This is a genomic window from endosymbiont of Riftia pachyptila (vent Ph05) (assembly GCF_000224455.1).
Taxonomy (GTDB): domain Bacteria; phylum Pseudomonadota; class Gammaproteobacteria; order Chromatiales; family Chromatiaceae; genus Endoriftia; species Endoriftia persephonae.
The window spans coordinates 40854-64000 of the sequence record NZ_AFOC01000003.1 but is presented as its reverse complement, the minus strand read 5'-3'; the positions used below and the strand labels follow the sequence as shown (position 1 = coordinate 64000).

The following is a 23147-nucleotide window of genomic DNA, read 5'->3' as shown; positions in this document are numbered from 1 at the left end:
TTTCTTGGCGGTTTTCTTCGCCACCTTTTTTTTGACTGGAGACTTTTTGCTGACTACAGATTTCGAGGCAGTGGCCTTGTGCTTAATGGCAGCTTTCTTCTTGGCTGCTTTTTTCTTCGCCATGTCTGTTCCTCCAGAGGAATCTTGTCACAATATGGCCTGAGTATAATTCAGGGGAAGATAAAATCCAGAATGGATGGGCTGTTTCACTAATGAATACAGGTTGTTGAGACGTAATGCTTTGCTGGATGGGGAATGAGCGTTGCTCCGTGCTCGAGTATTGGTTGCCAGATTGGGCGGAGATGGTTTGTGTGCGCCGACTCAGTCAGACGGTAGGAAGTTTATAGACCCTTTTTTCTGTGATAACAGCATCGAGGGGGATGTCCCAGTGGTTTGCTGCGAGGATTTGCTCACTCTTTTGGAACTCATGGGCCAGGCCGATCAGCTTGGGTCCTCGCCAATGGCTTCGCTGCGTTTTGAATGAAAAAGTCCGATCGTAAAAACCGCCTCCCATGCCCAGTCGGTTGCCTTGTAGATCAAATGCAACGAGTGGAACAAAGACAAGATCGAGCAGCCAGGGAGGGAGGCTGTTTCGATGCGGAAAGGCGGGTTCGGGTATACCAAAGCGGTTGATCGTTTGCGGGGATTGGTGTTGGAACTCAGAGAAGACTAGGCGATTGGCAGGGCGATGCTTTAGCACGGGAAAGTAGCATTGCTTGCCCATTGCGAGCGCCTGATCAACCAGCGGTGCCGGATCCATTTCGCCATTGACGCCGATATAGAAAGCGATGCGCTTTGCCTTGAGGAACCTAATCTCACGAGAGGCACGATTTGCCATGAGCCGTGCGTGTGCCGAGATTGTCTGAGGTGTGAGCTGGCGTCGTTGGGCACGAATCGATTGACGGAGCTTGTGGATGTTCATGATGAAGAGTTGGGGGGTAGACACCTCCCGCAAATGCCGTCGCGGACCATTGTTCTTGAACCGGTAGGTTCAAGTGGGAACAACAGCGGCCTTCTAAGGCTTTCCGCTGGTGTGCGGACATGCACACTGAAGACCCGCATTATGCTCCCAGGGCACTAATTAGGCTCAAGAAAATACCCGGGCCACTAACGCGCACCACAGGAGGTGTCTGAGTGAAAGGCTAAACCGAAATGGCTCAAAGTTCCAGTTGATTGCTCGAATTGATTGCGATCTCGATTTTTGCCTGAAGATTTTGGAGGCGTTGCGAGATCACCTGGACAGCGTCCGATTTTGTCTCTTTGGCGCGCAGCAGCTCGTGCGCGATATTCAAGCCGGCCATCACGGCGATGCGTTCGGTGCCGATCACCCGGCCAGCTTGGCGGATCTCACGCATCTTGGAGTCGAGCAGGCGTGCGGCGGAGATTAACTCCTCCTGCTCCTCGGGCGAGCAGGAGACCCGGTACTCCTTTTCGAGTATCAGAACCTTGACCGGCCTTTGTGAGTCGTTCACTGTGTGGATTCCATCGATTTGAGGCGGGTGATCATTGCCTCGACCCTGTTTCGTGCTAGTTCAGTTTTCTCGATCAGGGCAGCGCGCTCTGCAACCAGGCTCTCCTGGCGGGCCCGCAAGGACTTGTTCTCGTTACTCAGATGGGTGCAGGCGCGAATCAGCTCGTCCACTTGGGATTCGAGTTTTTCTAAGTCGATTTCCGCATTGTTGATGGAATCATTCTGGCTCATGCTGACCAATATAGAGTGCCCCCCTTTAAGGGTCAATCTTCCGGCACTCATGATATGATCGCCACCTCGACCGGCTTGTGCATCGGCAGAAAACCTCATGAATTCGCTCCCAGAACCACCCGACTATTCCCGCTTCGATCAGCTGCTCTCATCCTTGCATCTGCAGGTGGGCGCGGCAGAATTGCATGGTGTGATCTCCGCGCTGCTGTGTGCGGCACACACCGATGCCCACGTTGCTTGGTTTGAAGAGTTGTTTAGTGAGTTGCCGAACGGAGACCTGCTGGTCAAGGAAATGCGTCAGTTACTCGGCCAACTCTACCAGATAACTGAGCGGCAGATTGGCGACGAAGGTCTCGCTTTTGCCCCTTTCCTTCCTTCTGAAAATGTGCCAGTCGAAGGGCGCGCGCAGGCGCTTTCAGAGTGGTGTCAGGGCTACCTGTTTGGTCTCGGCATGGCAGGAGTGACCGAGGAGAAACTCGCAGAAGATGGTCGTGAGGTAGTGGCGGATCTCACCGAGCTGACTCGGCTGGATTATGAACAGATCGAGTCTGGTGAGTCTGTCGAGGCGGATCTAATGGAACTGACCGAGTTCGTCCGTGTGGGCGCGCTGCTGGTGCGTGAGGAGTTACGCTCGGAAGAGGAGGCATCGCATGAGGCCGGCTGAGTTCAAGCGTCGACGTAAGCAGCTGATGCGGATGATGGGGGCGGGTAGCATCGCGATCCTGCCCACCGCGCCAGAATCGGTGCGTAACCGCGATGTGCACTTTCCCTACCGCGCCGATAGCGACTTCTACTACCTCACGGGCTTCCCCGAGCCGGAGGCAGTGGTGGTGCTGATCCCTGGCCGCAAACAGGCGGAGTACATCCTCTTCTGCCGTGAACGCGACCCCAAAAAAGAGCAGTGGGACGGCTCCCGCGCCGGCCAGGAGGGCGCAGTTGAAACCTATGGCGCCGACGACTCCTTCCCGATCGGCGATCTGGACGACATCCTGCCGCGTATGCTCGAGCAGTGCGAGCGGGTCTTCTACTCGATGGGTTGCAATGCGGAGCTGGACCAGCGCCTCTCCAGCTGGATCAGCCGCATCCGCTGCCAATCGCGCAGCGGCCTGCAGGGGCCGCTGGAGATCGTCGCCCTCGACCACTACCTGCATGACATACGTCTCTACAAGAGCCGCTCCGAGATCAAGGCGATGCGCGATGCGGCGCGTATCTCTGCGCGGGGGCATAAACGGCTGATGCAACGCTGCCGTCCCGGTCTCCGGGAATACCAACTGGAGGCAGAGTTCATCGCCGTGTGTGGTGATGCGGGGGCGCGCTACCAGGCCTACCCACCAATCGTCGGCGGTGGTGACAACGCCTGCGTGTTGCACTACATCGACAATCAGGATCCACTCAAGGAGGGTGATCTAGTGCTGATCGATGCCGGCTGCGAACTCGACTACTACGCTTCCGACATCACCCGCAGCTATCCGGTGAATGGCGTCTTCAGCAAACCCCAGCGCCAGCTCTACGAACTGGTGCTGGCGGCGCAGAAGGCGGCGATTGCCCAGGTCAAACCCGGCAACTCTTGGGAGGCGCCGCATCAGGCGGCGGTGCGCGCCATCACTCGCGGATTGGTCAAGCTCGGCCTGCTGAAGGGGACGCCGGCCAAGCTGATTCGCGAGGAGAAGTACAAAAAGTTCTATCCACACAAGACCGGCCACTGGCTCGGCATGGATGTGCACGATGTGGGTGACTACAAAGTCGATGGGGAGTGGCGGCTGCTAGAGCCCGGCATGGCGCTCACCATCGAACCCGGGCTCTACATCCCGGCCAACAGCTCCGGAGTGGCCAAAAAGTGGTGGGGCATCGGCATTCGCATCGAAGATGACCTGGTGGTCACCAAGGGTGGTCATGAGATCCTCTCCAAAGATGCGCCGAAAGAGATTGATGAGATCGAGGCCCTGATGGCGGAATAAGATGCAGATTGACTACGATATTCTGATCGTCGGCGGCGGCATGGTGGGCGCTAGCCTAGCCCACGCATTGGCAGGTAGCGGCCTGCGAATCGGCGTGATCGAGGCCTGGCCGCTCGACTCCGATGCCCAGCCCAGCTACGACGACCGGGTCATCGCCCTCTCCTGGGGTAGCCGTCGGATCATGGACGGCATGGGCCTCTGGCCACTATTGCAGCCTGAGGCGGAGCCGATCACCGGGATCCATATCTCCGAGCGGGGCCAGTTTGGCTTCGCCCGCCTCAACAGCCGCCAGGAGGGAGTGGAGGCGCTTGGCTATGTCGCCACTGCCCGCGCCATGGGTGCGGCCCTGCAGAAGGGACTGCAGGCGCAGGCGGACGTCGAGTGGCTCTGTCCGGCGACCCTGCTCAGTTTCTCGGTGACCGACGATGGTGTGGAGGTGCGGCTCGACCGGGCCGGCGCCGAGCAGCGTGTCGGCGCGCGCCTGCTGGTGGCGGCGGATGGGGGCGACTCGCCGGTGCGCGGCCGGTTGGCGATCCCGCTGCAGGAGCGCAGCTACGGTCAGACTGCGATCATCGCCAACGTTACCGCCGAGCAGCCACACCAGGGCATCGCCTACGAACGCTTCACCGACAGCGGGCCGCTGGCGATGCTGCCGATGACTGAGGGGCGTTGCTCGCTCGTCTGGAGTGCCCGCGACGATCAGGTTGCCGATATCATGGCCCTTGCTGATGATGTGTTTCTGCAGCGGTTGCAGCACCGTTTTGGCTATCGGCTCGGCCAGCTGCAGCGGGTCGGGCGGCGTGTCGCCTATCCGTTGCGCTACCGCCAGGCGACGGAGTCGGTGCGCCCGCGCATCGCGTTGATCGGCAATGCCGCCCACGCCATCCATCCGGTCACCGGCCAAGGCTACAACCTCGGCCTGCGTGATGTGGCGGTGTTGGCGGATCTGCTGGCCGATGCGGCCCGTGAGCGGAGCGATCCTGGTGAGATGGCGCTGCTCAACCGCTATACCGAGTGGCGTCACCAGGACCAGCGGCGGGTGGCGCTGATCACCGACAGCCTGGCGCGGCTCTTCGCCAACCCGTTGCCACCACTGCGTTTTGCTCGCAACCTGGGGTTGCTCGGCCTAGATGCCCTGCCCGGTCTGAAGCACTTGGTGGCACGCCAGTTCATGGGGCTGAATGGTCGCTTGCCGCGGCTCGCAAGAGGGATCCCCCTAAGATGAATGAGACGAACAAAAACGCCTTTGATCTGATCGTCGTCGGTGGCGGCATGGTGGGCTCCGCGCTGGCCTGCGCGGTGGCCGAACAGGGCCTTCAGGTCTGTGTGCTGGAGGCACGGGAGCCGCAGCGGCAGTGGCCCGCCGACGAGATCGACCTGCGAGTCTCCGCCCTGACCCGGGCCTCGCAGCGCATTCTGGAGAATCTGGGGGCCTGGGGGCGGATGAGTCAGTTGCGCATCAGCCCCTATAGTGAGATGCGCGTCTGGGATGCCGACGGCTTTGGTAAGATCCACTTCAGCGCCGCCGAGGTGGGTGAGGACAACCTTGGCCATATCGTCGAAAACCGCGTCACCCAGCTGGCCCTGTGGGAGCGGCTGGCGACCTTTGCCAACCTCACCCGCATCTGCCCGGCAGCACCGGTGAGCGAGCTGATCCTCGGTGAGAACCCTGCGCTGGTGCTGGAAGATGGCCGCCGGTTGCAGGCGGATCTGGTGGTGGCGGCGGACGGCCGGGATTCGCAGATCCGCCAGCTGGCCGCCATCGGCACCAAAGGCTGGGACTACGACCAGCATGCCATCGTCGCCACTATCCGTCCGCAGCAGCACCACCAATTCACCGCCTGGCAGCGTTTCATGCCCACCGGGCCGCTGGCGTTTCTGCCGCTCGACGACGGGCGCTGCTCCATCGTTTGGTCCGCTGCGCCGCTGCAGGCCCGTGAACTGATGGCGCTGGACGATGCCGCCTTCTGCCGGGAGCTGACCCGCGCCAGCGAATCGATCCTCGGCGAGGTACTGGAGGTCGGGCCACGGGGCTGCTTCCCGCTGCGTCTCGGCCATAGCGAGACCTATATCCGCGAGGGGCTGGCGCTGGTGGGGGATGCGGCCCACGCGATCCACCCGCTGGCCGGGCAGGGGGTGAATCTGGGCTTTCTCGATGCCGCAACCTTGGCCGAGGTGCTGATCGAAGCGCGCTCGGCCGGGCGGCCGATCGGCGCCTTTGCCACCCTGCGCCGCTATGAGCGAGCGCGTAAGGGGAGCAATATGGCGATGCTGGGGGCGATGGATGGTTTCAAGCGGCTCTTCAGCAACCAGATTCTGCCGCTGAAACTGGCACGCAACCTAGGCCTGAATCTCGCCGATCACGCCGGGCCGCTGAAGCAGTTGATGGTGCGTCGTGCGATGGGCATGGTCGGCGAGCTTCCCGCGCTGGCCCGTTGAGCAGTTAAGTAGATATAGGGCGGCCTGCGACCGTCGCGTGGCATCGATTGAGATCAAGAAGAATGTCGGGCCGTGCCCGACCTACACATGCGCCATCGTCGATTGCCGGGCGAATAGCCTAGTTTTATACCGGGATCTACGCTGCTGACGGCCTGGCAAGGCTTACTCGACAGCGGTATAGTCCTTGGCTCGACCCGATACCCCGTGGGAGAGCTCGGCAGAGGCCGACGCCGAAGGCGCAAATCCGCCCGGAATCGCTCAGGCAAAAGGACCGCGGGGAGTGGGAGCTAGGCTCCCGGGTCGACTCTGGAGAGCGGTCATGAGACCCACCGACGGGGCAGGGGCCGGTAAGCCGGTTTCAAACTCTCAGGTTTTGGACAGAGGGGCGGCGCGGGACACTGGTGTTCCGCGCCGCCTTTTTGCGTTTTGGCCGGGAGAATGCCGATGGGAAAACAGACACCGCTCTACCAGAGCCACCAGAAGATGGGGGCGCGTATCGTGCCCTTCGGCGGCTGGGATATGCCGCTTCACTACGGCTCGCAGCTCGACGAGCACCACCAGGTCCGCCAGGATGCGGGGATGTTCGATGTCAGCCATATGTGCGTGGTCGATCTCAAAGGCGCCGGCGTGCGCCCCTTTCTGCAGCGACTACTGGCCAACGATGTGGCGCGCCTGCAGCGCCCGGGCAAGGCGCTCTACTCCTGCATGCTGAATGAGCAGGGCGGGGTGGTGGACGACCTGATCGTCTACTTCCTGCGCGATGACTGGTATCGCTTAGTGGTCAACGCCGGCACCAGCGATAAGGATCTGGCCTGGATGGAGCTCCATGCTGCCGACTTCAAGCTGCAGATCACCCCTCGGCGCGATCTGGCGATGATCGCGGTGCAGGGTCCCAATGCCTGTGAAAAGGCGCTGCCGCTGCTGCCGGCTGAGATGCGGGATGCCGTCGCCGCACTCAAACCCTTCAATGCCGCTCCCGGCGAGAGCTGGTTTGTCGCCCGCACCGGCTACACCGGCGAGGATGGTTTCGAGATCATGCTGCCTGCGGCACAGGCCTCCGGGCTCTGGCAGCAGCTGGCGGATGCCGGGGTTGCCCCCTGTGGGCTGGGTGCGCGGGATACCCTGCGGCTGGAGGCGGGGATGAACCTCTATGGCTCCGATATGGACGAGGTGCAGTCGCCGCTTGAATCCGGTCTCGGCTGGACCGTTGTCTGGGAGCCTGCCGAGCGCCAATTTATCGGCCGCGAGGCGATCGAGGCGCAGCGCGATGACGCACACAAGCAGCGTTTTATCGGGCTGCTGCTGCGCGGCCGCGGTGTGCTGCGCAATCACCTCAAGCTGTTCGACGGTGAGCGGCAGATCGGCGAGATCACCTCTGGTGGCTTCTCCCCGACCCTGCAGCGCGCCATCGCCCTGGCACGGGTGAGCGCAGGGATCGGCGAACATTGCGAGGTGGAGATCCGTGGCAAGCGGGTTGCCGTTGAGGTGGTTAAACCGCCCTTCGTGCGTAATGGCAAGGTCCTCGTATCAGTATAGAATCTAGTCTCCAAACTCTATCCAGATAAAGAAGGAAACAAACATGAGCAACACACCGAGCGATCTGCGCTACAGCAAGTCTCACGAATGGGTGCGCAACGAGGGTGACGGTAGCGTTACGATCGGCATCACCGAGCATGCCCAGGAGCTGCTGGGCGACATGGTGTTTGTCGAGCTGCCTGAGGTGGGCGATAGCCTCGATATTGAGGATGAAGTGGCGGTGGTCGAGTCGGTCAAGGCGGCGTCTGATGTTTACAGTCCGGTGGCCGGTGAGGTGATTGCGGTCAATGAGGCGCTCAACGATACGCCGGAGGCCATCAATGAAGATCCCTACGGCGATGGCTGGATCTACAAGGTGAAGCTGGCGGATGCGGCCCAGCTGGATGCGCTGATGGATGCCGAGGCCTACCAGGCGCAGGTCGCCGAAGAAGAGTAACACTGGAGCGGATATGCCGTTTATTCCCCATAGCGAAGCCGAGACTCGCGAGATGCTCGCCGTCATCGGCGTCAGTGATCTCGATGCCCTGTTCGATGAGATCCCTGCAAGCCTGCGTTGCGGCGAGCTGGAGCAGATCCCGGAGGGGCTGTCGGAAATGCAGGTGGGTCAGCTGATGGGCAGTCGCGCCCGCCAGGATGGTCAGCCGCTCTGCTTCATTGGCGCCGGTGCCTACGATCACCACATTCCGGCGGCGGTCTGGCAGCTGGTCTCTCGCGGCGAATTTTACAGCGCTTATACCCCTTACCAGGCGGAGGCGAGCCAGGGCACCCTGCAGCTGCTCTACGAGTATCAGTCGATGATGAGCGCGCTGACCGGCATGGATGTCTCCAATGCCTCACTCTACGATGGCGCCTCCGGTCTGGCTGAGGCGGTGTTGATGGCGGTGCGGGGGAATCGCAAGTCCAAATCGAAGCGCATTCTGATGCCACGCAGTCTGCACCCCGCCTATCGCCGGGTGACCGACAATATCGTGCGCAATCAGGGTATCGAGCTGGTCGAGGTTGGTTTCGACGGCAATACCGGGCAGATCGACCAGGCGGCGCTGGAGGTCCATGCCGGTGAGGACTTCGCTGCGCTGGTGATCCCCCAGCCCAACTTCTTCGGCGTGCTCGAGCCGGTAGATGCGCTGGTCGACTGGGCCCATGCCAACGGCATGCTTGCCATCGCGGTGGTCAACCCGCTGGCGATCTCGGTGCTGCAGCCGCCCGGTGAGTGGGGTGAGTCGGGGGGCGATATCTGCTGTGGCGAGGGTCAGCCATTGGGCGTCCCGCTCGCTTCCGGCGGCCCCTATTTTGGCTTCCTCTGCTGCAGTCAGAAGCTGGTGCGGCAGATGCCGGGGCGCATCATCGGCCGCACCGTCGATCTGGATGGCAAGCCTGGCTACACGCTGACCTTGCAGGCGCGGGAGCAGCATATCCGCCGCTCCAAGGCGACCTCCAACATCTGTACCAACCAGGGTTTGATGATCACTGCGGCGACCATCCACATGGCGCTGCTGGGAGCTGAAGGGCTGGAGCGGGTTGCCGCCGCCAGTCATCAGAATACCCAGGCGCTGAGTCAGGCGCTCTGTCAGCTGCCGGGGGTGGAACCGATCTTCTCTGGTCCGATATTCCATGAGCGGGCGCTACGTTTGCCACTGCCGGTGAAAAACGCACTGCGCTCCCTCGCGGCCCACAATCTGCTGGGCGGCTTCGACCTCGGCGACGACTACCCCGAACTGGGCGAGGCGCTGTTGGTCTGTGCCACCGAGAAGCACACGGAAGAAGAGATCGCGCAGTACCAGAACAAACTACAGCGGGTGATCCAGGCCCAGACCAAGCCGGGCTGTAAACTGCAGCCGAAGGATTGGTAGCGCCGCTGACGGCGCGAACAGAATGACAGATACTTCGCGCCGCGAGCGGCGCTCCTACGGAAGAGATAGAGCAGAGCGAAACCGATGTTGATCTACGAACAGTCATCCGATGGTCGCCGGGCGGTGGCCCAAGCGCCTCTTCAGCGGGCCTCTCTGCAGACCATTCCTGCAGAGTTTCGGCGCAAAAAATCGGCCGTCCTACCGCAAGTCTCGGAGATGCAGACGGTGCGCCACTATACGCGGCTGTCGCAGAAGAACTTCTCCATCGACACCCAGTTCTATCCGCTCGGTTCCTGCACCATGAAATACAACCCGCGTGGCTGTAACGAGCAGGCGATGTTGCCGGGCTTCCTCGCCCGCCACCCCTATGCGCCGGAGAGCCACAGCCAGGGTTTTATGGCCTGCCTGTTCGATCTGCAGGAGTTGCTCAAGGAGGTCACCGGTATGTATGCGGTGTCGCTCTCGCCGGCAGCCGGCGCCCAGGGTGAGTTCGCCGGGGTGGCGATGATCCGCGCCTACCATGATGCCCGTGGCGACCGCGAGCGGTGCGAGATCCTGGTCCCCGACGCAGCGCATGGCACCAATCCCGCCTCGGCGGTGATGTGTGGTTACAAGGTGCGCGAGATCCCGACTGGGGCCAACGGCGATATCGATCTGGAAGCACTGAAACAGGTGCTGGGGCCGCAGACTGCCGGCATCATGCTCACTAATCCCTCCACCCTGGGCGTGTTTGAGCGGCGCATCGAGGAGATTGCCGCGCTGGTGCATCAGGCGGGTGGTCTACTCTACTACGACGGTGCCAATCTGAATGCGATTCTCGGCAAGGTGCGTCCCGGCGACATGGGTTTCGATGTGATCCACATGAACCTGCACAAGACCTTCTCCACCCCCCACGGTGGCGGTGGTCCCGGTGCCGGGCCGGTGGGGGTGAGCGAGCGGCTGGAGCCCTATCTGCCGGTGCCGATGGTGGCGCAAGATGGTCAGGACTACGTCTGGCTGAGCGAGGCGCAGCGCCCCGATTCGATCGGCCGTCTCTCCGCCTTTGCCGGCAACGCCGGCATCCTGCTGCGTGCCTACATCTACGCCCGCATGCTGGGGCGCGAGGGCATGCATCGGGTGGCAGAGTTCTCCACGCTCAACGCCAACTACCTGATGAAACGCCTCACCGAGGCAGGTTTTGATGCTGCCTATCCGCAGCGGCGCGCCAGCCATGAGTTTATCCTCACTCTCAGGCGCCAGGCGAAAGAGCAGGGCGTGAATGCAATGGATTTTGCCAAGCGCATGCTCGACTTTGGTGTGCATGCCCCCACCACCTACTTCCCGCTGCTGGTGCCCGAGTGTCTGCTGATCGAGCCCACCGAGACCGAGACCCGCGAGGAGCTGGATCACTTCGTCGAGGTGCTGAAGCAGATTCAGCAGGAGGCGGAGACGGATGCGCAGCGGCTCAAGCAGGCCCCCTATTCGCTGCCGGTGCGACGCCTCGATGATGTGCGCGCGGCCCGCGAGCTGGATCTGGCTTGGCGTCCGGGCGGGGTGTGAAACGGGGCCCCCTCTGCTGCTATGGATTATCCGGCATTTAAATATGGCAGACGCATAGGTCGGGCCGTGCCCGACACTATCCGTGATTTTAATCGACTCCAGATGGCGGCCGTGGGCCGCCCTATCTCCGTAACTCACAGTCTTTTGTCGGCGGTCGTCGGCAGGCCGCCCCCCACCAAACAGGAAATTCTATGTCTGCACTGATCTGCGGCTCGTTCGCCTTCGACACCATCATGGTCTTCCATGACCACTTCAAGAACCACATCCTGCCGGAGCAGGTACACATCCTCAATGTCTCCTTTCTGGTGCCCGATATGCGCCGTGAGTTTGGTGGCTGTGCCGGCAACATCGCCTACAACCTGAAGCTGCTGGGCGGTGACGGCCGTCCGGCCGGTACTGTAGGGACCGACTTTGGTCCCTACGCGGAGTGGATGGATGGCAACGGCATCAGCCGTGATCAGATCAAGGTGATCGACGACGCCTACACTGCCCAGGCCTACATCACCACCGATAATGACGATAATCAGATCACTGCCTTCCACCCCGGTGCGATGAACCATGCCCATGAGATCGACGTGGGCAAGGTGGATGGGGTGACCCTTGGCATGGTCTCGCCAGATGGCCGTCAGGGGATGATTGATCATGCCCGGCAGTTTGCCGAAGCGGGCATTCCTTTCATCTTTGACCCGGGTCAAGGTATGCCGATGTTCGATGGCAATAATCTGCTTGAGTTCGCCGAGCAGGCCAGCTGGCTCGCCTTCAACGACTACGAGGCGCGCCTGATGGAGGAGCGCACCGGCAAGACGCCGGAGCAGCTGGCGGAGATGGTCGAGGCGGTGATCGTCACCCGCGGTGGCGAGGGTTCCCATATCTACACCAAGGATCGCTGTTTCGATATCCCGGTGGCCAGCGCCAAGGCGCTGCTCGATCCCACCGGTTGTGGCGATGCCTTCCGTGCCGGGTTAGTCTACGGCCTGATGAACGGCATGGACTGGGAGACCACCGGACGCATTGCCTCGCTGATGGGGGCCTACAAGATCGAGCAGGCGGGGACCCAGAACCACGTCTTTACCCGGGAGGAGTTTGCCGCCCGCTTCAAGCAAGCGTTCGACTACTCCTTCGAATAGCTAATCAGGAACAAGATGAGCGGACACTTCAACGACAGCGGTTTCGTGCCGCTCAACATCGCGGTGCTGACCCTGTCGGATTCACGCACAGAGGAGACCGACAAGTCGGGGCTGATCCTCAAGGAGCGCGCCCTGGAGGCGGGCCACCGGGTGGTGGAGAAGGCGATCGTGCCGGACGATGTCTATCAGATGCGGGCGATCGTCTCGCGCTGGATCGCCGACGACGATGTGCACATCATTATCAGCACCGGCGGCACCGGCATCACCGGCGCGACAGCACCCCGGAAGCGCTGCAGCCGCTGTTCGATAAGTCGATCGAGGGCTTTGGTGAGCTGTTCCGCACCATCTCCCTAGAGGAGATCGGCGCCTCGGCGATTCAGTCTCGGGCGATCTCGGGGCTGGCCAACGGCACCCTGATCTTCTGTCTGCCTGGCTCCACTGGTGCCTGCCGTACCGGCTGGGACAAAATCCTCAAGGAGCAGCTCGACCACCGCACCCGTCCCTGTAATTTTGCCCAGATGTTCCCTCGCCTGCTGGAGAGCTGAGGCATACTTAGATCGATCCTTTCCGGAGATTGCATTGCCATGAGTAGTTGTGACTGTGACCATCACGCCGCAGGGCCAAAGCTGAAGCCCATCGAAGAGGCGCTTGAGTTTCTGCTGCAGCGCGCCAAGCCGATCAGCGATATCGAGAGCGTCCCCACCGGTGAGGCATTGGGTCGGGTATTAGCCGCTCCGGTAGTCAGTCAGGTGACGGTGCCGCCTTGGAATAACAGCGCGATGGATGGCTACGCGGTGCGGGTTGCTGATCTTGATGGCGAGCGGCCACGGCTGCCGGTCTCACAGCGTATCCCCGCCGGTGCCTGCGGCAGTGAGCTGGAGCCGGGTACCGCGGCACGCATCTTCACCGGCGCGCCAGTACCGCCGGGTGCCGATGCGGTGGTGATACAGGAGGTCTGCGAGGTCGATGGCGAGGATGTAATCATCACTGAGTGCCCCAAGCCGGGTGCCAACATCCGTCTCGCCGGTGAGGATATCGAGCAGGGCGCCGAGGTGGTTGCCGCCGGTACCCGCCTGGCGCCGCAACATCTGGGGCTGGCCGCCTCGGTCGGCGTGGCCGAGCTACAGGTCTATCGCCGCCTCAAGGTGGCGGTGTTCTCCAGCGGTGATGAGCTGGTGATGCCGGGCGGCGAGCTCGGTCCGGGGCAGATCTACAACTCCAATCAGTTCACCCTGGGGGGACTGCTGCAGGCGCTGGGCTGTGAGGTGGTGCAGCTCGGCATCGTCGAAGATACCTTCGATGCCACCTGCGAGGCGCTGTCCCGTGGTGCGGAGATGGCTGATCTGGTGGTCGCCTCCGGCGGGGTCTCGGTGGGCGAGGAGGATCACGTCAAGCCAGCGGTGGAGAAGCTCGGCTCTCTCGATCTGTGGAAGATTGCGATCCGCCCCGGTAAACCGCTCGCCTTTGGTCATATCGGCGAGACTCCGTTCATCGGCACGCCCGGCAATCCAGTGTCGCTGTTTGTTACCTTCTGTGTCTTCGCCCGTCCCTACATTCTCCGATCCCAGGGGGTGGCGGGAGATCTGCAGCCGAAAGAGGTGAGTGCGGCGGCGGCCTTCGACTGGAAAAAGGCGGAGAAACGTCGCGAGTATGCCCGTGCCCGACTGGTCTCGGGTGCGGCGGGGGAGTTGCAGGTGGAGCTCTATCCAAGTCGCTCCTCAGGGGTGCTCAGCTCTGTCGCCTGGGCCGATGGGCTAGTGGTGATCCCGGAGGGGCGTACCTTCAGTCGTGGTGAGCCAGTCCGCTTCATTCCTTATACTGAGTTGATGTCATGATCCAGATACGTTTTTTTGCCCGGCTGCGCGAAATGCTGGAGGTGGAGTCGGAGCAGATGGAGTTGGCGGGCATGGCGACCATCGCAGATGTGGTGGAGCAGCTACAGCAGCGCGGAGGTGTCTGGCAGCAGGCCTTCGGTGGTGGCAATACGGTGATGATGGCGCTAAATCAAGAGATGGCCTCGGCTGAGAGTGCGGTCGCCGATGGCGACGAGGTAGCCTTCTTTCCGCCGGTTACGGCGGCTGAGGCGTGGCGATGAACGAGATCCGGGTGCAGAGCGAGCCGTTTGACCCCAATGTCGAGGTCGACCTACTGCGTAACCATAGCCCCTCGATCGGTGGTGTGGTCAGTTTTATCGGTCAGGTGCGCGATTTCAACGACGACGATATGGTGCTGGCGATGACCCTGGAGCACTACCCGGGCATGACCGAGAAGGCGTTGGCCGCGATCGTCGATGAGGCCAATGCGCGCTGGGAGTTGATGGGGGTGCGGGTGGTGCATCGGGTCGGGCGGATGTTGCCAAAGGATCCGATTGTGTTGGTGGCGGTGGCCAGCTCGCATCGTGGCGAGGCCTTCCAGGCCTGTGAATTCATCATCGACTATCTGAAGACCCGCGCTCCCTTCTGGAAGCGTGAGGAGAGCGTTGAGGGTGCTCGCTGGGTCGATGCGCGGGAGAGTGACGATCACGCGGAGGCGCGCTGGAAGGGGTGAACGCTCCCAGCGCCTGTGGATTTTGCTTCAATTTGCCAGGCTTTCGGCGAGGATCTGACGAGTCTCACTGCTTGCCTTGGCCATTACCTCTTCGATCTTGCCGCCAAACAGCCGTGACATCAGCCCGGTATTTACCTCAGCTACCCGCACCTCACCCTGAGATGTCTCGTAGATGCTGATGCGGCAGGGCATCAGGGCCGAGACGTGCTTGTTGCTATCGTCGCTGAGGATTTCGTAGGCGTATCCCGGCTGGCAGAGTGACAGCACCTTGATCCGGTTGATGCCCTTGTAGCCCTCCTTGTCGAGTGATTTCTGGATGTTGTAGACCTTGGGCTGGACCCAGCCGTGGGCGGTGATTGAGTCACGGATGGTGGTTACGGTCTGCTCAAAACCGAGCGGGCTGTTGTGAACGCGGATCATCGCCTGTGGTAATGTGATCCAGAGGGTGCCAGCGGTGAGCAGTATCCCTGTAAAAAGGCCGCCGGCGAAGGTGAGATAACGGGATTTCATGCTGCACCTCCCGGTTGTTGTTGTGAAGGCAAAAGCGCATTGGCTTCTCTATTATATAATTATATTAGAAAGTTTTAATTATTCTATTTGCAGGCGCCTTCTCTCCGATTTTCATCGGAGAGCGAACGAAGTGGAATCGCTTCATAGTAAGGTATTGGGGCTGATCTCTGTGATGCGGCTGGATGGAGTGTCTGATTGTCGGTGGAGTCGTGGATGGATATGGTGGAATCATGCAAGCTTGGCGGCTTGCGATTCGCCTGGGAGGACTGCCCAGGATGGGGGGGCAGGGAGGCCGGGGTTGCTCCACCCCGGCCTGTAGATCTATTTTTGGCTGTGAAGCATCGCCTGTTCGAAGATGCTGCGTTTGATCCGGCTGCGAATCGGTTCAGGCAAGCTGTTCCAGGTCTTGGCTACCTCCACGCTCTCTGGGTCCAGTTCAGAGCTGGACTTCTCGCCAAACATGAGCCAAGCGGGGTTGACGTCCAGCACGGCGGCGATTTGATCGATCTTGCGTGGGCGCAGACTCTTGCCGTTTTCGATCTTCTGGATCACGGCCTGGTTGGTGCCGGCCCGGAGGGCGAGTTCTTCCTGCGTCCAGCCGCGTTCCCGGCGTTTCCTGCGAAGTCTTGAGCCTAGTGTGTCCATAGAGCGAGGAATGTAGGTTTCAAAGTATTGTGCATGTGCGTATGCCATATTGGTTCCCTGTCGTGGTCGAGGTCAGTTGAGCAATTCGTTCTGACCTAGATAACGACCTGAGAATCAAAATCTTGACACTCTGCAAATCGTTGACGCGTTCTTTGTGAAGCTCATTCCAGTAGACCAAAATAATGAGAACTGGTTCACAAAATACTATCACATGGATAGTAGCTGATAACGTTTTCGCTAGTCGTTTAGGTGGTTTGAGAATTTTTATTCCTTAAGGATCTGACAAGATGTTGACCTACCCCGAAATCGATCCTGTTGTGTTCGCCTTGGGCCCGCTCAAAGTGCACTGGTATGGGGTCATGTATCTCATTGCCTTTTGGTTTGGATGGTGGCTGGGGCGGCTGCGTGCCGCGCGAAAAAATAGTGGCTGGACCCTGGAGCAGGTCGATGATCTGGTTTTTTATATCGTCCTGGGTGTGGTGTTAGGGGGGCGGCTTGGTTACATGCTCTTTTATGGTTGGCCCCGCCTGATCGAAGATCCGCTGATGCTGCTGCGGGTCTGGGAGGGAGGGATGGCCTTCCACGGCGGCCTGCTGGGGGTGATTACAGCGATGTGGCTGTTTGCCAGGAAGCACAACAAGCCTTTCTTTGAGGCGACCGATTTCCTGGCGCCGCTGGTGCCGACTGGGTTGGCAGCGGGACGGATTGGTAATTTTATTAATGCGGAGCTGTGGGGAGCGCCCACAAGTCAGCCTTGGGGGATGCAGGTCTCCTGCCAGGTGGCGCCCGACCTTTGTAGCCGGGTGGGGAGCTTGGCGGAGGGGCTCTATTCAGTTCCGGTGCATCCGAACCAGCTCTATGAATTCCTGCTGGAGGGGGTGTTGCTGTTTCTGGTTCTCTGGCTCTTCTCTCTGCGGCCCCGGCCGCGCATGGCAGCCTCTGGCTTGTTCCTGCTCAGTTATGGCATCTTCCGCTCTCTGATCGAGCTGGTGCGGATGCCGGATGCGCATATCGGATATCTGGCGTTTGACTGGCTAACCATGGGGCAGTTGCTGTCATTGCCGATGATTATTGCAGGGGCCATCCTTATTCTGTTGGCCTATCGCAATCGTGGAAATCTGGAAGGCTGAAATGAAACAATATCTTGATCTGATGCGGCATGTGCGTGACCAAGGCGTCACCAAGGGCGATCGCACCGGCACCGGCACCCGCAGCGTGTTCGGTTATCAGATGCGTTTTGATCTCGCTGAAGGCTTTCCGGCACTGACCACCAAGAAGCTCCACCTGCGCTCGATTATCCACGAACTGCTCTGGTTCCTGCAGGGCGACACCAATATCCGTTACCTGAAGGAAAACGGAGTCAGAATCTGGGACGAGTGGGCGGACGAAAACGGCGATCTGGGGCCGGTTTACGGTTACCAGTGGCGTTCCTGGCCCGTACCTGACGGCGGAAGTATCGACCAGATCAGCCTGCTGCTGGAGCAGCTGAAGAGTAACCCCGACTCCCGCCGCCACATCATTACCGCCTGGAATCCGGCCGATGTGGAGCAGATGGCGCTACCACCCTGCCATTGCCTGTTCCAGTTCTATGTGGCGGAGGGGCGGCTCTCCTGCCAGCTCTATCAGCGCAGTGCGGATATCTTCCTCGGGGTGCCCTTCAATATCGCCTCCTATGCGCTGCTGACCATGATGATGGCGCAGGTCAGTGGACTACAGCCGGGGGAGTTTATCCACACCTTTGGCGATGCCCACCTCTACTCGAATCATCTGGAACAGGTGGAGTTGCAGCTTGGCCGTGAGCCGCGCCCCTTGCCGACCATGCGCATCAATCCTGAGGTGAGAGACCTGTTCGCCTTCCGGTATGAAGATTTCGAGCTGCTCGACTATGATCCACATCCGCACATCAAGGCGCCGGTAGCAGTTTAAGCGGCGCGCCTGTAAGATGCGGCGGCATGCAAGCCGCCGCCCCGAAAATCTCCATCATCGCTGCGATGGCGCGGAACCGGGTTATCGGCCGTCACAATCGGATGCCCTGGCATTTGCCGGCGGATCTCAGGCACTTCAAGGCGCTGACTATCGGCAAGCCGATCGTGATGGGACGCAAGACTTGGGAATCCTTGCCTGGCCTGCTGCCCGATCGTCCGCACATCGTGGTTACCCACAACCCAAGCTACTACGCCGAAGGTTGCACCCTGGTGCACTCCATCGACGAGGCGATAGCGGCCGCCGGTGAGGTGGAGGAGATTATGGTCGTCGGTGGCGGGGCATTTTATGCGGAGATTCTGCCGCGGGTGGGGCGGATCTATCTGACCCTGGTGGATGCCGAGATCGAGGGTGATACCCTGTTCCCCGACCTCGATATGGCTGAGTGGGTCGAATGCTCGCGTGAGCGTCATCCCGCGGATGAGAAGAACACCTATCCCTACAGTTTCATCGTCCTCGAGCGGAAATGATCACTGTTGGGTAGGAGCGCCGCTTTGCGGCGCGAAACCCGCCTATTCGCGCTGCGAGCAGCGCTCCTTCCGTTGTTTCGGCTTTAATCCTCGCCCTGCTCGCTGCCGCCGCCTTGGGGCGCATGCTCCAGGATCCGGTCGGCCATGCGTGAGAAGGGCAGGCTCTGGATCCACACCGTGCCGCTGCCGCTGAGGGTGGCGAGAAAGATCCCCTCGCCGCCAAACAACATCGACTTGAGTCCGCCTGACATCTCGATGCTGTAGTCGATGCCCTCGGTGAAACCAACCAGACAGCCGGTATCGACCCGTAAGGTTTCGCCGTTCAGCTGCTTCTCCACTACCGTGCCGCCGGCCTGGATGAAGGCGGTGCCGTCCCCCTCCAGGCTCTGCAGGATGAAGCCCTCGCCACCGAACAGGCCGCTGCCGAGCTTTTTTGTAAAGGCGATGCCGAGCTTGGTGCCGAGGGCGGCGCAGAGGAAGGCATCTTTCTGGCAGATCACCTTACCGCCGAGGGCAGCCAGGTTGAGCGGTATCACACTGCCGGGAAAGGGGGCGGAGAAGGCGACCTTGCGCTTGCCGGCGGAGCCTGAGTGGGTGAAATGGGTGGTGAACAGCGACTCGCCGGTGATCATGCGCTTGCCGGCGCTGAATAGCTTACCGAAGATGCCCTGGTCCGGGTTGGAGCCATCTCCCATCTTGGTCTCGAAGCTGATCTCCTGCTCCAGGTAGGTCATGGCGCCCGCCTCGGCGATAACGGTCTCGCCCGGGTCGAGCTCCACCTCCACCAGTTGCAGGTCATGGCCAAGGATCTGGTAATCAATGTCATGGGCTCGCATCTCGATTCTCCCAATTGTTGTTTGTCGGCTGGAGGGGTGTTCCGCCCGCTATTCGTCGCCTGGGGTTAAGCTGGGTGTGCAGTCGCTCTGCTGCACGGTTGGCGGTTTCTTCTTGTGCGGCCGCAGTGCGGTGAGTGTGCCGCCCCAAAGGCAGCCGCTGTCGACGCACCAGGTGTTATCTGTATGCTGGTAGCCCAGGGTCGACCAGTGACCAAAGATGATTTGATCGTTGCGGCTGGCGCGCCCCGGCACTTTGAACCAAGGGAGCAGTGACGGGTCTGCGGAGCCTGGTGCGCCCTTCTCACGCAGCGCCAGTTGGCCATCCGGGGTGCAGAAGCGCAACCGGGTGAAGCAGTTGGCGATGAAGCGCAGCCGGTCGAGGCCCCTGAGATCGTCTGACCAGCGGTCCGGTTCGTTGCCATACATGGCGTGACAGAATTCATGGAAGCGAGGCCCCTGCAACGCGGCCTCCAGCTCCCGCGCGCGCTGCATTGCGGTAGGGATATCCCACTGCGGTGGCAGTCCGGCATGGATGATGCTGTAGCCACGTTTTTTGTTGTGGTACATCACTCGCTGATGGCGCAGCCAGTGCAACAACTCCTCGCGGTCTTTCGCGAGCAGAATTGGCTCTAGGCTGCCGTGTTTGTAGTGGCGCTTGTTGCCTTGGGATAGGGCTAGCAGGTGCAGGTCGTGATTGCCGAGCACGGTGACTGCGCTGCGCCCAAGTGATTTGACAAAACGCAGTACCTCGAGGGATTGAGGGCCGCGGTTGACTAGGTCGCCGGCAAACCAGAGACGGTCTTTGGCAGGATCAAAGCGGATCTGCTCGAGCAGCCGCTGTAACTCGTCGTAACACCCCTGAATATCGCCGATTGCCCAGACCGCCATAGCCTTCCTGATGCTTGTGGAAAAGGCGTTCGATTATACCGTTTCTCTGCCAGGCTGGGAGGGGATGCGTTTGCGCAGGTCGATAAAGCGAAACCAACCGTTGCTGCCGGCCTCGCGGTTGCGCACGACTTCCAGTTCGGGGCAGCGCGACAGTAACTGCTCGAATACCACGTTGGTACGGGTGGCGACTAGCCCCAACAGTGGACTGATGGCGCGCCGCAGTGGTGCCAGCTGGCTGGGGCGCAGGAATTTGTCGAAGATGTGGATCTGCCCGCCCGGGCGCAGCACCCGACAGGCCTCCTGCAGCGCCAGCTCAGGTTTGGGCACCACCGCCAGGATCAGGTGCATCACCACCCGGTCAAAGCTGGCGTCGGCGTAAGGCAGCTGCATCGCGTTGCCTTGTTCCAGTTTGATCTCCACCCGATGTTGCTCAGCGCGGCTGCGTGCCCGCTTGAGCATCGCTGGAGTCAGGTCGATGCCGGTGTAGCTCGGGCCGGCTGGGAGATGGGGGATATCAAGGCCGCTGCCGATGCCAGGGATCAGGATCGATTCGTGCCCCGCCCCGCGCAGCGCCAGCAGGCTCTCGCAGCGTTTATCGTGAAACGCGCGATCGACAAACAGATCGTAGATCGGCGCCCATAGGGTGTAGCTGTATCTGAGGCTCAATGGAGGCTGCCGGGGCGCTGCAGCACAAACAGCGGGATGCTCGCCTCGAAGGGGTTGCCCTCCGGATCGACCATCTCGTAGCTCCCTTCCATGCTGCCGACCGGGGTGTCGAGCACGGTGCCGCTAGTGTAGCGGAATGCCTCTCCCGGGTTGAGATGAGGTTGTTCGCCTACCACGCCATCCCCCTTGACCTCCTGAATCTTGCCGTTGGCATCGGTGATGATCCAGTGGCGCTTCATCAGGCGGGCGGCCTGCAGCCCATCGTTGCGGATGGTGATGGTGTAGGAGAAGACATAGCGGCGCGACTCGGGGTTCGACTGCGACTCTACGTAACGGGTTTCAACCTCGATGTCGATCAAGTTAGTGCCTGGTTTCATCAATTTGGTATTCAAAAAGGGGGCACCCAAGATTACTGAGCACGGCCCTTGAGCGCAATGCTCCTGGGGTCAAGAAACACATCGTATGGCCGATTAGGTCTCAATGGGAACAGAAATCTGGAGATATGTGATGCGCTGCTGTGTAGCCTTGATAAGTTTGGTGTTGGCGATGCCGCTGGCCGCCTTGGAGCCGGGCCAGGAGTTGGTGGCCGCCGCCGCTGCGGGTCGGGTGGAGAAGGTGCGGGATCTGCTTTCCCAGGGGGTCGATGCCAACAGCAAGTATTCGACCGGGCGCAGCGCGATTCAGCTGGCGGCATTCAACGGCAACATCAAGACGGTGCGATCCCTGCTTGCCGCCGGTGCCGATCCCGCCCTGGCTGATGCCCGTGGCATTACACCACTGATGGATGCGGCGGCGTTTGCTCACCCCAAGGTTGTGGGGTTGCTGATCCAGGCTGGGGTGGATGTGAATGCCAAGGACAATACCGGCAACTCGGCCCTGAGTCTGGCGAAAAAGGGCGGACACAGTCGGGTGGCCGAGCTGCTCATGGCGGCGGGGGCGGTGGAAGAGGCTGCTCCGGAGGAGGGGGCCGAGGGTGAGGCAGACATGGCAGAGCAGGGTAAGGCGGACAAAAAGAAATAGTCGTGGCCATTTTGACTTGTTCTGAACCTTATACCCTGCATTTTTTAGGGATTAAACTTCCTGAGCTGACCGTTAACCGGTCAGCTGTGAACTGAGTCGTGGTTCCTAAAAATGGTGACACCGTACACTGGTATCCAACAATAACGAGGAGGGTTTAAGATATGCAGAGAGACTCAACAATAAGTCGCAAGCCCGATTTCCTGATTACCCTGGTGGCAGTGGTGTTGATCGGGGTGCTGGTCACTATCTCATTCCAGTTCTAATGCGGCGGCCATCAGGACCGCTGATCTGAAAATGGCCTGAGAGACAAGTCGTAACGCCCACCCAGGGGGGAGTGCCGTAGGCACTGGGCGCGGGTGGCGAGTTTCTCAGGTCATCCTCAATACCTGCCGGCGTCGCCGGTGCGATACAGTGTCCCGATTCCCAATCATCCCGGCTGATATGATAGATTGCCGCCTTTTCAATCATCAGGTGGCAGGCTATGAGTGAAAAGCGACGTGTCGGTGTGGTCGGTGTCGGATATCTGGGCCGTTTTCATGCCCTTATCTATTCGCGTATGCCTGACGTGGAGCTGGTTGGGGTGGTGGACAACGACTGGGAGCGGGCGCAGCAGGTGGCTGAAGAGGCCGGCTGCGATGCGTTGCGTGCCCCCCGTGATCTGCTCGAACGGGTCGATGCGGTGAGTGTGGTGGTGCCCACCAGCCTGCATCTTGAGATCGCCCGGCCATTTCTCGAGCGTGGTGTCGCGATGCTGCTGGAGAAACCGATCGCCTCCACGGTAGAACAGGGCGCCGAGATTGTGCGTCTTGCTGAAGCCTCCGGGGCGCTGCTGCAGATCGGCCATCTGGAGCGCTTCAATGCCGGGGTGATGGCGCTGGCAGAGCGCATCAGCAAGCCGCGCTTCATCGAGGCCCACCGCATGGGTGAGTTTGTCGCCCGCGCCACCGACGTGGACGTGGTCTCCGACCTGATGATCCACGACATCGACATCATCCTCTCTCTGGTGGACTCGGAGATCAGCTCGATCGCCGCGGTTGGCACCCGGGTGTTGACCTCGCACATCGATATCGCCAATGCCCGGCTGGAGTTTGTCGACGGTACCGTCGCCAACGTCATCGCCAGTCGCGTCTCCGAGCAGACCATGCGGCGCATCCGGGTGTTTGCGGAGAACCGTTACGAATCCCTCGACTTTGTCGGTCAGACCATCGATACCGCCTACCCGCAGCCAAAGTTGGGTGAGGCCTGGCCGGAGATCGTCAAACAGCGTATCCAGGTGGAGCCGGTGAAGCCGCTGGATGCGGAGCTGCGCGCCTTTATCGATAGTGTGCGTGACGGTACGCCGCCACTGGTCGACGGGCGTGTTGGGCAGAAGGCGCTGGAAGTGGCGATGCAGGTGAAGGAGAAGATACTCAACAGTTAACCGGCTGTTGA

General features: G+C 60.8%; 26 protein-coding genes, 1 other RNA gene, 1 pseudogene and 2 riboswitches. Of the genes and pseudogenes, 18 read left to right on the top strand and 10 right to left on the bottom strand.

The window, feature by feature from the left end; all coding sequences use genetic code 11:
• Positions 1 to 325: 325 nt before the first annotated feature.
• From RIFP1SYM_RS01080 to RIFP1SYM_RS01070, 4 genes are all read right to left on the bottom strand, one after another.
• Positions 326 to 922, bottom strand: coding sequence for a 5-formyltetrahydrofolate cyclo-ligase (locus tag RIFP1SYM_RS01080; RefSeq protein WP_039959501.1), 597 nt, complete (start codon positions 920 to 922; stop codon positions 326 to 328).
• A gap of 20 nt (positions 923 to 942) precedes the next feature.
• Positions 943 to 1129: non-coding RNA, 6S RNA (gene ssrS, locus RIFP1SYM_RS16710), on the bottom strand.
• A 28-nt stretch (positions 1130 to 1157) separates the two neighbouring features.
• Positions 1158 to 1472 (bottom strand): cell division protein ZapA, encoded by a 315-nt coding sequence (locus RIFP1SYM_RS01075; RefSeq protein WP_005958665.1) that lies wholly within the window; start codon positions 1470 to 1472, stop codon positions 1158 to 1160.
• Positions 1469 to 1801 (bottom strand): TIGR02449 family protein, encoded by a 333-nt coding sequence (locus tag RIFP1SYM_RS01070; RefSeq protein ID WP_005958664.1) that lies wholly within the window; start codon positions 1799 to 1801, stop codon positions 1469 to 1471. The genes RIFP1SYM_RS01075 and RIFP1SYM_RS01070 overlap by 4 nt, the downstream gene beginning before the upstream one ends.
• On the opposite strand from RIFP1SYM_RS01070, the gene RIFP1SYM_RS01065 reads away from it, so the two are divergent.
• The 13 genes and pseudogenes from RIFP1SYM_RS01065 (at position 1800) to moaE (ending at position 14698) form a co-directional block, all read left to right on the top strand.
• The gene (locus RIFP1SYM_RS01065; protein WP_005958663.1) at positions 1800 to 2366 is read left to right on the top strand and encodes a UPF0149 family protein; all 567 of its coding nucleotides are present in this window, start codon (positions 1800 to 1802) and stop codon (positions 2364 to 2366) included. The genes RIFP1SYM_RS01070 and RIFP1SYM_RS01065 overlap by 2 nt on opposite strands.
• Positions 2353 to 3660, top strand: coding sequence for an aminopeptidase P N-terminal domain-containing protein (locus RIFP1SYM_RS01060; RefSeq protein ID WP_006474673.1), 1308 nt, complete (start codon positions 2353 to 2355; stop codon positions 3658 to 3660). The genes RIFP1SYM_RS01065 and RIFP1SYM_RS01060 overlap by 14 nt, the downstream gene beginning before the upstream one ends.
• A 1-nt stretch (position 3661) precedes the next feature.
• Positions 3662 to 4885 carry a 2-octaprenyl-6-methoxyphenyl hydroxylase gene (gene ubiH / locus RIFP1SYM_RS01055; RefSeq protein WP_005958661.1) on the top strand — a complete coding sequence of 408 codons (1224 nt, stop codon included), beginning with the start codon at positions 3662 to 3664 and terminating at the stop codon, positions 4883 to 4885.
• Positions 4882 to 6099: a UbiH/UbiF/VisC/COQ6 family ubiquinone biosynthesis hydroxylase gene (locus tag RIFP1SYM_RS01050; protein WP_005958660.1), complete on the top strand. Its 1218-nt coding sequence runs from the start codon at positions 4882 to 4884 to the stop codon at positions 6097 to 6099. The genes ubiH and RIFP1SYM_RS01050 overlap by 4 nt, the downstream gene beginning before the upstream one ends.
• A gap of 195 nt (positions 6100 to 6294) precedes the next feature.
• Positions 6295 to 6383, top strand: a riboswitch (glycine riboswitch).
• Between the two features lie 12 nt (positions 6384 to 6395).
• A riboswitch (glycine riboswitch) is annotated at positions 6396 to 6490 on the top strand.
• Positions 6491 to 6543: 53 nt separating this feature from the next.
• Positions 6544 to 7635, top strand: a complete 1092-nt coding sequence (gene gcvT, locus RIFP1SYM_RS01045) for a glycine cleavage system aminomethyltransferase GcvT (protein ID WP_006474850.1) — start codon at positions 6544 to 6546, stop codon at positions 7633 to 7635.
• A gap of 43 nt (positions 7636 to 7678) precedes the next feature.
• Complete coding sequence (gene gcvH / locus RIFP1SYM_RS01040; RefSeq protein WP_005958658.1) at positions 7679 to 8071, top strand: glycine cleavage system protein GcvH; 393 nt, start codon at positions 7679 to 7681, stop codon at positions 8069 to 8071.
• Between the two features lie 13 nt (positions 8072 to 8084).
• Positions 8085 to 9485 carry an aminomethyl-transferring glycine dehydrogenase subunit GcvPA gene (gene gcvPA / locus RIFP1SYM_RS01035; RefSeq protein WP_039959498.1) on the top strand — a complete coding sequence of 467 codons (1401 nt, stop codon included), beginning with the start codon at positions 8085 to 8087 and terminating at the stop codon, positions 9483 to 9485.
• An 84-nt stretch (positions 9486 to 9569) separates the two neighbouring features.
• The gene (gene gcvPB, locus RIFP1SYM_RS01030) at positions 9570 to 11024 is read left to right on the top strand and encodes an aminomethyl-transferring glycine dehydrogenase subunit GcvPB (RefSeq protein ID WP_005958656.1); all 1455 of its coding nucleotides are present in this window, start codon (positions 9570 to 9572) and stop codon (positions 11022 to 11024) included.
• A gap of 191 nt (positions 11025 to 11215) precedes the next feature.
• Complete coding sequence (locus tag RIFP1SYM_RS01025; RefSeq protein WP_005958655.1) at positions 11216 to 12151, top strand: carbohydrate kinase family protein; 936 nt, start codon at positions 11216 to 11218, stop codon at positions 12149 to 12151.
• A 15-nt stretch (positions 12152 to 12166) separates the two neighbouring features.
• Positions 12167 to 12696, top strand: a pseudogene (gene moaB / locus RIFP1SYM_RS01020) (molybdenum cofactor biosynthesis protein B).
• Between the two features lie 39 nt (positions 12697 to 12735).
• The gene (locus RIFP1SYM_RS01015) at positions 12736 to 13986 is read left to right on the top strand and encodes a molybdopterin molybdotransferase MoeA (RefSeq protein WP_005958653.1); all 1251 of its coding nucleotides are present in this window, start codon (positions 12736 to 12738) and stop codon (positions 13984 to 13986) included.
• A complete protein-coding gene (gene moaD, locus RIFP1SYM_RS01010; protein WP_005958652.1) occupies positions 13983 to 14246 on the top strand; it encodes a molybdopterin converting factor subunit 1 in 264 nt (87 codons plus the stop codon). The genes RIFP1SYM_RS01015 and moaD overlap by 4 nt, the downstream gene beginning before the upstream one ends.
• Positions 14243 to 14698, top strand: coding sequence for a molybdopterin synthase catalytic subunit MoaE (gene moaE, locus RIFP1SYM_RS01005; RefSeq protein WP_039959496.1), 456 nt, complete (start codon positions 14243 to 14245; stop codon positions 14696 to 14698). The genes moaD and moaE overlap by 4 nt, the downstream gene beginning before the upstream one ends.
• A 27-nt stretch (positions 14699 to 14725) precedes the next feature.
• On the opposite strand, the gene RIFP1SYM_RS01000 is transcribed toward moaE, so the two are convergent.
• Positions 14726 to 15208 (bottom strand): DUF302 domain-containing protein, encoded by a 483-nt coding sequence (locus RIFP1SYM_RS01000; RefSeq protein WP_005958650.1) that lies wholly within the window; start codon positions 15206 to 15208, stop codon positions 14726 to 14728.
• A gap of 321 nt (positions 15209 to 15529) precedes the next feature.
• Positions 15530 to 15901 carry a helix-turn-helix domain-containing protein gene (locus RIFP1SYM_RS16705; RefSeq protein WP_005958649.1) on the bottom strand — a complete coding sequence of 124 codons (372 nt, stop codon included), beginning with the start codon at positions 15899 to 15901 and terminating at the stop codon, positions 15530 to 15532.
• Between the two features lie 239 nt (positions 15902 to 16140).
• Here RIFP1SYM_RS16705 and lgt point away from each other — a divergent pair, with 239 nt between their 5' ends.
• Genes lgt through folA form a run of 3 tightly spaced genes read left to right on the top strand, consistent with a single transcriptional unit; the run spans position 16141 to position 18306 of the window.
• A complete protein-coding gene (lgt, locus tag RIFP1SYM_RS00990; protein WP_005958648.1) occupies positions 16141 to 16983 on the top strand; it encodes a prolipoprotein diacylglyceryl transferase in 843 nt (280 codons plus the stop codon).
• 1 nt (position 16984) lies between these two features.
• On the top strand, positions 16985 to 17779 hold the full coding sequence (locus RIFP1SYM_RS00985) for a thymidylate synthase (RefSeq protein WP_005958647.1): 795 nt from the start codon (positions 16985 to 16987) through the stop codon (positions 17777 to 17779).
• Between the two features lie 26 nt (positions 17780 to 17805).
• Positions 17806 to 18306 carry a type 3 dihydrofolate reductase gene (gene folA, locus RIFP1SYM_RS00980; protein ID WP_005958646.1) on the top strand — a complete coding sequence of 167 codons (501 nt, stop codon included), beginning with the start codon at positions 17806 to 17808 and terminating at the stop codon, positions 18304 to 18306.
• A gap of 83 nt (positions 18307 to 18389) precedes the next feature.
• Here folA and RIFP1SYM_RS00975 read toward each other — a convergent pair whose 3' ends face one another.
• Genes RIFP1SYM_RS00975 through apaG form a run of 4 tightly spaced genes read right to left on the bottom strand, consistent with a single transcriptional unit; the run spans position 18390 to position 21073 of the window.
• On the bottom strand, positions 18390 to 19142 hold the full coding sequence (locus RIFP1SYM_RS00975; protein WP_006474857.1) for a TIGR00266 family protein: 753 nt from the start codon (positions 19140 to 19142) through the stop codon (positions 18390 to 18392).
• A gap of 48 nt (positions 19143 to 19190) precedes the next feature.
• The gene (locus tag RIFP1SYM_RS00970) at positions 19191 to 20030 is read right to left on the bottom strand and encodes a symmetrical bis(5'-nucleosyl)-tetraphosphatase (RefSeq protein WP_005958643.1); all 840 of its coding nucleotides are present in this window, start codon (positions 20028 to 20030) and stop codon (positions 19191 to 19193) included.
• A gap of 33 nt (positions 20031 to 20063) precedes the next feature.
• A complete protein-coding gene (locus RIFP1SYM_RS00965; RefSeq protein WP_005958642.1) occupies positions 20064 to 20696 on the bottom strand; it encodes a class I SAM-dependent methyltransferase in 633 nt (210 codons plus the stop codon).
• Positions 20693 to 21073, bottom strand: a complete 381-nt coding sequence (gene apaG / locus RIFP1SYM_RS00960) for a Co2+/Mg2+ efflux protein ApaG (RefSeq protein WP_006474858.1) — start codon at positions 21071 to 21073, stop codon at positions 20693 to 20695. Before apaG ends, RIFP1SYM_RS00965 begins: the two co-directional genes overlap by 4 nt.
• A gap of 130 nt (positions 21074 to 21203) precedes the next feature.
• Here apaG and RIFP1SYM_RS00955 point away from each other — a divergent pair, with 130 nt between their 5' ends.
• Together RIFP1SYM_RS00955 and RIFP1SYM_RS00950 are read left to right on the top strand one after the other, a co-directional pair.
• Positions 21204 to 21716, top strand: coding sequence for an ankyrin repeat domain-containing protein (locus RIFP1SYM_RS00955; RefSeq protein WP_039959492.1), 513 nt, complete (start codon positions 21204 to 21206; stop codon positions 21714 to 21716).
• Positions 21717 to 22197: 481 nt separating this feature from the next.
• Complete coding sequence (locus RIFP1SYM_RS00950; protein ID WP_005958638.1) at positions 22198 to 23136, top strand: Gfo/Idh/MocA family protein; 939 nt, start codon at positions 22198 to 22200, stop codon at positions 23134 to 23136.
• Positions 23137 to 23147 lie beyond the last annotated feature (11 nt).